The organism is Kitasatospora sp. NPDC001225, from assembly GCF_053597855.1.
This window is the reverse complement of the sequence record NZ_JBSFJC010000196.1, coordinates 1-10,598: the sequence shown is the minus strand read 5'-3', so window position 1 is coordinate 10,598 and position 10,598 is coordinate 1. Positions and strand designations below refer to the sequence as shown.

General features: G+C 73.8%; 8 protein-coding genes. All 8 read left to right on the top strand.

From position 1 onward, the window contains the following. Positions 1 to 579 precede the first annotated feature (579 nt). Positions 580 to 2,103 carry an FAD-binding protein gene (locus tag ACWDCZ_RS36515; protein ID WP_449818143.1) on the top strand — a complete coding sequence of 508 codons (1,524 nt, stop codon included), beginning with the start codon at positions 580 to 582 and terminating at the stop codon, positions 2,101 to 2,103. A gap of 134 nt (positions 2,104 to 2,237) precedes the next feature. Continuing rightward, positions 2,238 to 3,596, top strand: coding sequence for an NDP-hexose 2,3-dehydratase family protein (locus ACWDCZ_RS36510; RefSeq protein ID WP_449818144.1), 1,359 nt, complete (start codon positions 2,238 to 2,240; stop codon positions 3,594 to 3,596). Positions 3,597 to 3,723: 127 nt separating this feature from the next. Beyond that, positions 3,724 to 4,917, top strand: a complete 1,194-nt coding sequence (locus ACWDCZ_RS36505; protein WP_117486086.1) for an acyl-CoA dehydrogenase family protein — start codon at positions 3,724 to 3,726, stop codon at positions 4,915 to 4,917. 50 nt (positions 4,918 to 4,967) lie between these two features. Then, a complete protein-coding gene (locus ACWDCZ_RS36500) occupies positions 4,968 to 6,224 on the top strand; it encodes an acyl-CoA dehydrogenase family protein (protein ID WP_449818142.1) in 1,257 nt (418 codons plus the stop codon). Between the two features lie 19 nt (positions 6,225 to 6,243). Continuing rightward, a complete protein-coding gene (locus tag ACWDCZ_RS36495) occupies positions 6,244 to 7,365 on the top strand; it encodes a DegT/DnrJ/EryC1/StrS family aminotransferase (protein ID WP_380739367.1) in 1,122 nt (373 codons plus the stop codon). A gap of 64 nt (positions 7,366 to 7,429) precedes the next feature. Continuing rightward, positions 7,430 to 8,692 (top strand): methyltransferase domain-containing protein, encoded by a 1,263-nt coding sequence (locus ACWDCZ_RS36490; protein WP_449818141.1) that lies wholly within the window; start codon positions 7,430 to 7,432, stop codon positions 8,690 to 8,692. A 60-nt stretch (positions 8,693 to 8,752) separates the two neighbouring features. Next, positions 8,753 to 9,352: a dTDP-4-dehydrorhamnose 3,5-epimerase family protein gene (locus tag ACWDCZ_RS36485; RefSeq protein ID WP_449818140.1), complete on the top strand. Its 600-nt coding sequence runs from the start codon at positions 8,753 to 8,755 to the stop codon at positions 9,350 to 9,352. Positions 9,353 to 9,388: 36 nt separating this feature from the next. Continuing rightward, on the top strand, positions 9,389 to 10,598 hold a 1,210-nt coding region (locus ACWDCZ_RS36480; protein ID WP_449818139.1), incomplete at its 3' end, for an RNA polymerase sigma factor.

Sequence of the window (10,598 nt, the reverse complement as noted above, 5' to 3'; positions counted from 1 at the left end):
GCGGGCCAGCGGCACCATGGACCACCCGTCGCCCGCGATGTGGTGCAGCACGACGAGCAGGACGTGTTCGGTCGGTCCGGCGCTGAACAGCCAGTCCCGCCCGCCGGAGTCGCGGCGCCGGCCGGACTCGGGGAGCGCGGCGGTGGCGGTGCTGTCGGTCTGCTGAGCCATGGGTGTCCTTCCCCGCCCGGGTGACGAATGGCCGCCAGCTTCACAAACCAAGCGACCGGACGGCACCTCCCGGCTTGCTGTCCCTCCTGCGCAATCCACGAGAAGACAGGGGCCGCTGCGACGGACGACGATGCGTCTGGAGCCGATCGGGGCGACGGGCGAGGAGGGACGGCTGTGCTGGACGGTGTCGGGGACCGGTCGGGTCCGCAGCGTCCGGGGTCCGGTCGGATCGATCTCATGGTTCGTCAACTCACCTGTACGCTGACGGAGTTCGTCGAACGAACCCCCGGGCCTCGACGTGCCGCCGCGTGGCCGCCCCGGTCACCGCGCCGGTCCGCGCCCACGTGCGGAGGCTTCGCCGAGAGCCGCCGGGGAGACAACTCCGCCCACTGTTTCCGGAGGTAGTACGTGAGTGATGTGACGGATCCCGGAGGTCTCGCCCCGGCCCGGGCCGACGGGACGGTCGTCCGCCCCGAGGACACCCGGTACAGCAGCCTGACCATCGGCCACAACCAACGGTTCGTCGGCCGCCCCGACTCGGTGCGCGTGGTGCACGGCACCAAGCAGGTCGTCGCCGTCGTCGAGGAGGCGGTGCGGGCCGGGAAGCGGATCGGGGTGCGCAGCGGCGGCCACTGCTTCGAGGGCTTCACCTTCGCTCCGGAGGTCGAGACGCTGATCGACCTGTCGCTGCTGGACGAGGTCCGCCACGACCCGGAGCGCCGGGCCTTCGCGATCGGTCCGGGCGCCACGCTCGGGCACGTCTACCGCACCCTCTTCAAGGAGTGGGGCGTCACCCTGCCGGCCGGGGCCTGTATGGACGTCGCGATCGGCGGGCACCTGACGGGCGGCGGCTACGGCCACCTCTCCCGCCGGGACGGCCTGGTGGCGGACCACCTGTACGCGGTGGAGGTGGTGGTCGTCGACGAGAAGGGCAGGGCCCGCACCGTCGTCGCCACCCGCGAGGAGGGCGACCCGAACCGGGACCTGTGGTGGGCCCACACCGGCGGTGGCGGCGGCAGCTTCGGCGTGGTCACCCGCTACTGGCTGCGCAGCCGGGGCGTGCGCTCCGACCGGCCGGCGGACCTGCTGCCGAAGGCCCCCGGCAACGCGCGCCGGCGGACGGTGATGTACTCCTGGGACGGCATGGACGAGGCGTCGTTCGGCACGCTGGTCCGCAACTACGGCACCTGGTACGAGCGGAACAGCGAGCCCGGCACGCCGGCCTGCGACATCTGGGGGGTCCTCCAGCTCTTCCACCGCTCGGGGGGCATGCTCGGCCTGATCTCCGTCATCGACGACGCGCTCCCGGGCGCGTCGGAGCGACTGAACACCCATGTCGACTTCCTCACCGCCGGGGTCGGCGCCACGCCCGTGATCGACACCGACCAGGTCATCCCCTGGATGTCCCCGCAGAACTGGCCCTACGAGCCGTCCGGGAACTACAAGCACAAGGCCGGGGACCTCCGCAAGGGGTACACGGACGAGCAGATAGCGGTCATCTGGAGGTACCTGAGCAGCACCGACTACCACAACCCGGCCGCGAACCTCGGCCTCTCCGGGTTCGGCGGCCAGGTCAACGCGCTGCCCGCCGACGCCACCGCCACGGCCCAGCGGGACGCGATCGTGAAGGCCGTCTACTCCACCGGGAACTGGGAGGGGGGCTCGGGCGCCGAGCACCTCGACTGGGTCCGCTCCTTCTACCGCGACGTCTACGCCGCCACCGGCGGCGTCCCGCTCCCGGACGAGCGGAACTCCGGGAGCTACATCAACTACCCCGACGTCGACCTGCTGGACCCGAAGCTGAACGACTCCGGGGTCTCCTGGACGACGCTGTACTACCGGGACAACTACGCCCGGCTGCAGGCGGTCAAGAAGCGGTACGACCCCGGGAACGTCTTCCGCCACGCGATGTCGGTGGAACTCCCGTCCTAGCGCGTTCCGGCCGGGCGGCGCGAACCGCCCGGCCGGGGCCGGCCCCCCGGGGTGACCTCCGCGCCGATTCCCGTGACAGCCGATTCCCCTGAAAGGACGTGGAGTTGAGCACCATCGGTACGGTTCGTGGAGGCATCGGAACCCGGCTTCCGGCCCTCACCCGGCGCCCCGCCGCGGCACCGGGCCGGGACGGTCCGGGCGCCTCGGCCGACGAGATAGCGCACTGGCTGTCCGCCCGGGTGCGGGCCGACCGCTTCCGGGTCGAGCGCATCCCGTTCGACCGGCTCCGCGGGTGGTCCTTCGCCCCGGACACCGGCGACCTGGTGCACGACAGCGGGCGCTTCTTCTCGATCCAGGGCGTCGAGGTGGAGACGGCCGACGGCCCGGTGCCGACCTGGCGCCAGCCCATCATCGACCAGCCCGAGGTCGGCATCCTGGGGATCATCGCCAAGGACTTCGGCGGGGTGCGCCACTACCTGATGCAGGCGAAGATGGAGCCGGGCAACCCCACCATCGTCCAGCTCTCCCCCACCGTGCAGGCGACCCACAGCAACTACACCGGCGTGCACAAGGGCGCGCCGGTCGCCTACCTGGAGTACTTCCTCGATCCGTCCCGGGGGCGTCCCGTCGCGGACGTGCTGCAGTCCGAGCACGGCGACTGGTTCAACCGGAAGTTCAACCGGAACACGATCGTGCTGGTCGACGAGGAGGTGCCGGTCGCCGAGAACTTCCGCTGGCTGACCCTCGACCGGATCGCCGCGCTGCTGCACCGCGACAACCTCGTCAACATGGACGCCCGCACGGTGCTCTCCTGCCTCCCCCTCCCCGTCTCGGGAGCGAGCGGGCTGATCTCCGTGGAGCACATCGAGGGCTGGCTGGCCGCGGAGCGGGCCCGCCGCTCGCTGCGGGTGCGGCGCGTCCCGCTGCGCGACACCGGGGGCTGGATACGGACCGCGCACGCGATCCGCCGGGTGCCGGACCGCCACTTCCGCGTGGTCGCGGTGGCCGTCGAGGCGGGCAGCCGCGAGGTGGCCCAGTGGACGCAGCCGCTGGTCGAACCCGTACGGCTGGGGCTGAGCGCCTTCGTGCTGCGGTACTTCTCGGGCGTGCCGCACCTGCTGGCCCGGGCCGGCGTGGAGGTCGGCTTCCAGGAGATCGCGGAACTCGCGCCGACGGTGCAGTGCACCCCGGAGCACCACCGCGGCCGCCCCCGCGGGCCCCGCCACCACTTCCTGGACGTCGTCGAGAACGCCGCGCCCTCCCGCGTCCGCTACTCGGCCCTGCACTCCGAGGAGGGCGGCCGCTTCCTGAACGCGGTGAGCCGCTACGCCATCGTGGAGGCGGACGGAGCGCAGGCGCCGTCCCAACCACCGCCCGGGTACTGCTGGGTGACGCCTGGTCAGCTCTCCGCGCTGGTGACCCGCGGCGGGCGGGTGAACGTCCAGGCCCGCACCCTGCTCTCGGCGCTGACCACGCGCGCCGTCCGACTCTGATCCCCCCGGCTCCGATCCCCCCGCAACGCCGTCCACGGGGTGCGGGACCGCCACCGCGCGACCGGTGGACCCGCCCCCGCCATGCCCCGAATTCCGCTGCCCCGTCCTTCACCAGGGAGAGCACGTCATGACGGACACCACCGCAACGACCGCCGTCCCCGACCGCGCCGAGATCCTCCGCCGGGCGCGCGAGGTGGCGCCGGTCCTGAGGAACAACGCGCCCTGGGGCGACGAGAACCGGCGCCTGTCGAAGGAGACCGTCTCGGTCCTGGCGGACGCCGGCCTGCTCCGCACCCGGATCCCCAGGCGCCTCGGCGGCTACGAGGTCGACATGCGCACCCAGGCCGAGCTCCTGGTGGAGCTGGCCCGCGCCGACGGCGCGGCGTCCTGGACGGCCGGCGTCTGGTCGATCAGCGCCTGGGTCGCCGCACTGTTCCCGGACGAGGTGCAGGACCGGGTCCTCGCCTCCCCGGACGCCCTGGTCAGCGGCATCATCAGCCCGACGGCCACCGCCGTCCCGGTCGACGGCGGCATCCTCGTCAACGGCTCCTGGAAGTTCAACAGCGGTGTCCAGCACAGCACCTGGGACACCAACGCGGCGGTCCTGCTCACCCCCGACGCGGCCCCCCGGCCCATCATGACGCTGATCCCGGTCTCCGACCTGGAGGTGGTCGACGACTGGCACACCGTGGGGCTGCGCGGGTCCGGCAGCGTCACCACGGTCGCGCGGGACGTCTTCGTCCCCGCGGAGCGCTACATCCCGATGGAGCCGGTCATGATCGGCGGCGGCGGGGCGGGCAGCAACGCCGGCTCGGAGATCTACCGGGCCCCGATCATGCCGACGGCCTGCGCGACGGTGAGCGCGACCGCCCTCGGCCTCGCGATCGCCGCGAAGGACGCCTTCTTCGAGCGCCTCCCCGACCGGCGGATCACCTACACCGACTACACCGACCAGCGCGAGGCGCCGCTGACCCACCTCCAGGTCGCGGAGGCCGCGGTGAAGATCGACGAGGCGGAGTTCCACTGCTACCGCCTCGCGGACCTCGTCGACGCGAAGAACGCCGCCGCCGAGCCCTGGACGCTGGAGGAGCGCGCCCTGGCCCGCCTGGAGACCGGCGCGGTCTGCGCGCGCGTCAAGGAGGCGGTGGACATCCTGGCCACCGCGAGCGGGGCGTCCTCGGTCTACCTGGACGTGCCGATCCAGCGGATCGAGCGGGACGTCCGGACCCTCCACCTGCACGCCGTCATGCACCCGAACACCAACCTGGAACTCTACGGTCGGCTGCTGTGCGGCCAGGCGCCGAACACCCAGTACCTCTGAACCGCCGGTGCGAGCGCGATGCCCGGCCGGAACGAAACGGGAGGCGAACTGTGCTGACGGAGGCCGCGAACGAGGCCGCGCGCCCGGACCTGTCCGCGCCGGTCAGCGAGGCGGGCCGCAGGCTGCTCGGCCTCGTCCGGGAGCAGGTGCCGGCGATCCGCGCCGACGCCGACGTACGGGACCGGACCGGCACCTTCCCGGTCGAGGTCTTCGAACGCTTCGCACGCGCCGGCGTGCTCGGCGGCACCGTCCCGGCGGAACTCGGCGGGCTCGGCGTGGACCGCCTCCACGACGTCGCCCTGGCGCTCCAGGAGGTGGCCCGGGCCGACGCCTCGACGGCGCTCGCCCTGCACGTCCAGTTCAGCCGGGGCCTGACGCTGGCGTACGAGTGGCGCAACGGCAAGCCGGAGGCGGCGGCGCTCGCCGAGCGGGTGCTGCGCGCCATGGCGACCGGCGAGGCGCGGGTGTGCGGCGCCGTCAAGGACCCCCCGGGCACCGTGACGCGGCTGGAGCCGGACGGCTCCGGCGGCTGGCTGCTCTCCGGCCGCAAGACGCTGGTGAGCATGGCCCCGGTGGCCACCCACTTCTTCGCCTACGCCCTGGTCGAGGCGGACGGCCGCACCTGCCTCGCGGCGCCCCTCGTCGCCCTCGGCACCCCCGGCCTGACCGTCCTGGACACCTGGGACGGCCTCGGGATGCGCGCCTCCGGCACCTGGGACATCGCCTTCGACCGCTGCCCCGTACCGGACACCGACGTGCTGGTGCGGGGCCCGGTCGGGGAACGCGGCGACGCCGCGCTGGCCGGGCAGACCGTCAGCTCGATCACCATGCTCGGCATCTACCTGGGCGTCGCCCGGGCCGCGCGCGACGCCGCCGTGGAGTGGCAGCGGGAGCGCCCCGGCGCGCCCGCCGCCGTCCGCACGCTCGTCGCCGAGGTCGAGGCCCGCCTGTACGCGGCGCGCGCCACCACCGCCGCGGCCCTGGCCGAGGCCGACGCGCTGACCGCCGGCGTGCCCGATCCGACCGTGCGCGGCCCCCGGATGATGACGGCGTTCCAGTGCGCGAAGCTGACGCTCAACCGGCTCGCGCCCGACATCGTCAACGACTGCCTCACCATCGTCGGCGGCGCCTCGTACGCCGGGAGTTCGAGCCTGGCCCGGCTCTACCGGGACGTCCGGGCCGGGTGGTTCATGCAGCCCTACACCTACCCCGACGCCGTCGACCACCTCAGCGCGCGGGCGCTGCGCATCGACCGGGACGACGACTACATGAGCACCCGCGCCGCCCGCCCCGCCGGGCGGCGCTGACCCACCGAGGAGGGCGCAGATGACAACGCGGGTATGGGACTACCTTCCGGAGTACCGGAACGAACGCGAGGACCTGCTCGACGCCGTCGAGACGGTGTTCGGCTCCGGGCAGCTGGTGCTCGGCGCGAGCGTGCGCGGCTTCGAGGCGGAGTTCGCCGCCTGGCACGGGCTGGACCACTGCGTCGGGGTCGACAACGGCACCAACGCCATCGTCCTCGGGCTGGAGGCGCTCGGCGTCGGGCCGGGCGACGAGGTCGTCACGGTGTCCAACACGGCCGCCCCGACCGTGGTCGCGATCGACGCCGTGGGGGCGGTGCCCGTCTTCGTCGACGTGCGCGAGGACGACTACCTGATGGACACCGACCTGCTCGCGGCGGCCGTCACCGACCGCACCAGGGCGATCGTCCCCGTCCACCTCTACGGCCAGTGCGTCGACATGGACGCGGTGCTCCGGGTGGCGCGCGACCACGGCCTGGCGGTCCTGGAGGACTGCGCCCAGGCGCACGGGGCACGCCACCGCGGCCGGACGGCCGGCACCATGGGCGACGCCGGCGCCTTCTCGTTCTACCCGACCAAGGTGCTGGGCGCGTACGGCGACGGCGGGGCCGTGGTCACCCGCGACCCGGACACCGACCGCGCGCTGCGGCGGCTGCGCTACTACGGGATGGAGGAGACCTACTACGTCGTCGACACCCCCGGCCACAACAGCCGGCTGGACGAGGTGCAGGCCGAGATCCTCCGGCGCAAACTGACCCGCCTGGACGCGTACATCGAGGGCCGCCGGAGCGTGGCGCGCCGGTACGAGGAGGCGCTCTCCGACCTCGCCGCCCCCGACGGCCTGGTGCTGCCCCGGACCACGCCCGGCAACGAGCACGTCCACTACCTCTACGTGGTGCGCCACCCGCGGCGCGACCTCGTCCTGAAGGAACTGCTCCGGCACGACATCGCCCTGAACATCAGCTACCCGTGGCCCGTCCACACCATGAAGGGGTTCCGCCACCTCGGCGTGGGCGAGGGCGCGCTGCCCGTGACCGAGCGGCTCGCCGGCGAGATCTTCTCGCTGCCGATGTACCCCTCGCTGCCCCCGGACCTCCAGGACCGGGTGATCGAGGCCCTGCGCGAGGTCCTGGCCGGGCTCTGACCTCCCGCTCCCCCGCGCCCGCAGCCGCAGCCGTGCCGACGACGATGACGATGGAGGCCCGACGATGACCGACCGGATCGACACCGCGCCGCCCGCCCCGCCCGCCCCACCGCACCCGTGCCGGATCTGCGGCGCGGCGACCGAGGAGTTCCTCGACCTCGGCCGCCAGCCGCTCTCCGACGCCTTCCCGGCGCGGACGCCCGTCGCCGACGAGTTCTTCTACCGGCTCCGGGTCGCCCGCTGCACCGCCTGCACCATGGTGCAGCTGGTCGACGAGGTGCCCAGGGAGCGGATGTTCCACGAGGACTACCCGTACTACTCGTCCGGGTCGGCCGTGATGCGCGAGCACTTCGCCCGCACCGCCGGCGAGTTCCTGGCCTCGGAACTGGCCCGCGACGGCGCCTTCGCCGTCGAGATCGGCTGCAACGACGGGGTGATGCTCCGGACCGTCGGCGAGGCCGGCGTCCGCCACCTGGGCTTCGAACCCTCCCGCAAGGTCGCCGAGGTCGCGCGCGCAGCCGGCGTGCGGGTACGCGGCGACTTCTTCGAGGAGGCGACCGCGGCCGACGTCCGGCGCGCGGAGGGCCCCGCCGACGTGATCTACGCGGCCAACACCATCTGTCACATCCCCTACCTGGAGTCCGTCTTCCGCGGCGTCGACGCGCTGCTCGCGCCCGACGGCGTCTTCGTCTTCGAGGACCCGTACTTCGGCGACGTCGTCGAGAAGACCTCCTTCGACCAGATCTACGACGAGCACTTCTACCTCTTCACCGCGCGCTCCGTCCACGCGATGGCCGAACGCTTCGGCTTCGAGCTCGTCGACGTCCGCCGACTGCCGGTGCACGGCGGGGAGATCAGGTACACCCTCGCCCGGCCCGGCACCCGGCGCCCCTCGCCGGCCGTGGGCGAGCTGCTCGCCCACGAGGAGGAGCGGCGGCTCGCGGCCCTGGACACCCTGCGCGGCTTCGCCGACGCCGTGGCGGCGGTCCGGGACGACCTGCTCGCGCTGCTCACCCGGCTCCGCGACGAGGGCCGCACGGTGGTGGCCTACGGCGCGACGGCCAAGAGCGCGACGGTCGCCAACTACTGCGGCATCGGCCCCGACCTGGTCTCCTTCGTCTGCGACACCACCCCGGCCAAGCAGGGCCGCCTGACCCCCGGAACGCACATCCCGGTGCGCCCCGCCGAGGCGTTCGCCGACCCGTACCCGGACTGTGCGCTGCTCTTCGCCTGGAACCACGCGGACGAGATCATGGCCAAGGAGACCGCATTCCGCGAGGCCGGCGGCCGGTGGATCCGCTACGTCCCCGAGGTACGCGTCGACTGACCGCGGCCCACCCGGCCGGGGAGCGGCCCTCCCCGGCCGGCCCGCGAGGAGAGGAGTGCCATGGACGTACGGGAGTTGGCGGTCGAGGGCGCGCTGGAGTTCACCCCGCGCGTCTTCCCCGACGACCGGGGGGAGTTCCTGTCCGGCTACCAGGAGGCGGACTTCCGCGCGGCCACCGGGAGAACGCTGTTCGCCGTCCGACAGGCCAGCCACAGCCGGTCGCGGAGCGGGGTGCTCCGCGGGGTGCACTACACGGCCACCCCGCCCGGCTGCGAGAAGTACGTGACGTGCCCGCGCGGGCGGGCCCTGGACGTCGTCGTCGACCTGCGGGTCGGGTCCCCGACCTTCGGGCGGTGGGACTCCGTCGAGCTCGGCCCGGACCGGTACCGCGCCGTGTACCTGCCCGTGGGCGTGGGGCACCTGTTCCTCGCGCTGGAGGACGACACCGTCGTGTCCTACCTGCTGTCACAGGAGTACGTCCCGCGCAACGAGCTGGCGCTGTCGCCGTTCGACCCCGTGCTGGCCCTGCCCGTCCCCGAGGCGTCCCGGACGCTCCTCTCGGCGCGCGACCGGGACGCGCCGTCGCTCGCCGAGGCCCGCTCCGCCGGGCTGCTGCCCGACTACCGGGAGTGCCGGCGGGCCGGGTCCGGAGGGCGGTGATCGGCTAGCCTGGACCGCAACGCTGGGGAGGTCCGGGTGGCGGTCGTCGTCGAGGAACTGCTGCGCCGGTCGGCGCCGCGCGCGCTCGGCCTGCTCACCCGCCGCCACCCCACGCAGTTCGACCACTGCGAGGACGCCATGCAGGAGGCGCAGCTCGCCGCGGTCGTGCAGTGGCCGAGGGACGGGGTGCCGGACGACCCGGTCGCCTGGCTCCTCACCGTCGCCACCCGCCGCCTCCAGGACGTGATCCGCAGCGAGAGCGCCCGGCACCGGCGCGAGGCCGTGGTGGTGGCCCGGTCGGCCGCCGGCGAGCCGGCCGTCCCCCCGGCCGACGAGGCCGGCCCGGGCGACACCGACGACACCCTGCGCCTGCTGTTCCTCTGCTGCCACCCCGAGCTCTCGCCGCAGGCCCAGGCCGCGCTGACGCTCCGTGCGGTCGGCGGGCTGACCACCGCGGAGATCGCCCGTGCCTTCCTGGTGCCGGAGGCCACCATGAGCCAGCGGATCCGGCGGGCGAAGCAGCGGGTGAAGGAGGTCGGGGGCGGGTTCCGGATGCCCGTCGGCGAGGAGGGCGCCGCGCGGGTGCAGGTGGTCCTCCAGGTGCTGTACCTGATCTTCAACGAGGGGCACACCGCGTCCAGCGGGTCGAACGTGGTGCGCCCGGACCTGACGGCGTGGGCGCTGCGCCTGGTCCGCGACCTGCACCGCGCCCTGCCGCAGGAGGGCGAGGTGGCGGGGCTGCTCGCGCTGATGCTGCTGACCGAGGCCCGGCGGGACGCCCGCTCCGCACCGGACGGCGCGCTCGTCCCACTCGCCGACCAGGACCGGACCCGGTGGGACCGGGACGCGATCGCGGAGGGGGTCGCCCTGGTGGCCCGGACCCTCGAACGCTTCGGGCCGGGCCCGTACCGCTTGCAGGCCGCGATCGCCGCCCTGCACGCGGAGGCGCCCGGCGTCGCGGAGACGGACTGGCCGCAGATCCTGATGCTGTACCGCATCCTGGAGCGCATCGCGCCGAGCCCGGTGGTCACGCTCAGCCGTTCGGTGGCGACGGCCATGGTCCACGGCCCGCTCGCCGGGCTGGAGGTGCTCGCCGAGGTCGCGGACGACCCCGCGCTGGCGCAGAACCACCGGGTCGACACCGTCCGGGCCCATCTGCTGGAACTCGCGGACCGCCCCGCCGAGGCCGGGGCCGCCTACGAGGCCGCGGCGCGGCGCACCGAGAGCGACCCCGAGCGGCGCTACC

Bases quoted from the DNA above. Each gene is read 5' to 3' on its own strand.
- ACWDCZ_RS36505 (WP_117486086.1), top strand. From the start codon at position 3,724: ATGACGGACACCACCGCAACGACCGCCGTCCCCGACCGCGCCGAGATC.
- ACWDCZ_RS36495 (WP_380739367.1), top strand. From the start codon at position 6,244: ATGACAACGCGGGTATGGGACTACCTTCCGGAGTACCGGAACGAACGC.
- ACWDCZ_RS36490 (WP_449818141.1), top strand. From the start codon at position 7,430: ATGACCGACCGGATCGACACCGCGCCGCCCGCCCCGCCCGCCCCACCG.
- ACWDCZ_RS36485 (WP_449818140.1), top strand. From the start codon at position 8,753: ATGGACGTACGGGAGTTGGCGGTCGAGGGCGCGCTGGAGTTCACCCCG.